Source organism: Dyella sp. SYSU CM1112, assembly GCF_058216415.1.
The window spans coordinates 1-419 of the sequence record NZ_JBZEGI010000070.1 but is presented as its reverse complement, the minus strand read 5'-3'; the positions used below and the strand labels follow the sequence as shown (position 1 = coordinate 419).

The 419-nt window shown below is 60.4% G+C and carries 1 protein-coding gene; it reads left to right on the top strand.

The window, feature by feature from the left end:
• On the top strand, positions 1-419 hold a 419-nt coding region (locus tag AC4HNJ_RS21655), incomplete at both ends, for a contractile injection system protein, VgrG/Pvc8 family (RefSeq protein ID WP_490481691.1).

Here is a 419-nt window from a genome sequence, read left to right as displayed (position 1 = left end):
CTCACGCGCACCAGCCGCATCTTTCAGCAACAGACCGCGCCGCAGATCATCGAGGCGATCCTGCGCCGCCACGGCTTCAAGGGACATCAGTTCGTCTTCAAGATTCGCCGCGACTATCCGCAGCACGCGTTCCGCCTGCAATACCAGATCAGCGATTGGGACTACATCCGCGTACTGATGGAACAGGAAGGTCTCTACTGCTACATCGTGCCAGGCAAGTACGGCGATGTACTCGTGTTCGGGGATGACATCGACCACTATCTTTACCAGCCGGTCCTCACGCTGCCCTACCGCGAGCCATCCGGACTGGCCACGGAGAACGAGGCGATCCTCTCCCTCGCAACGCACGTGCAAACCGTGCCGTCGAGCTATCTCGTGGCCGACTACAACCCGGCAAAGGCATGGGAGCGCATCAAGGC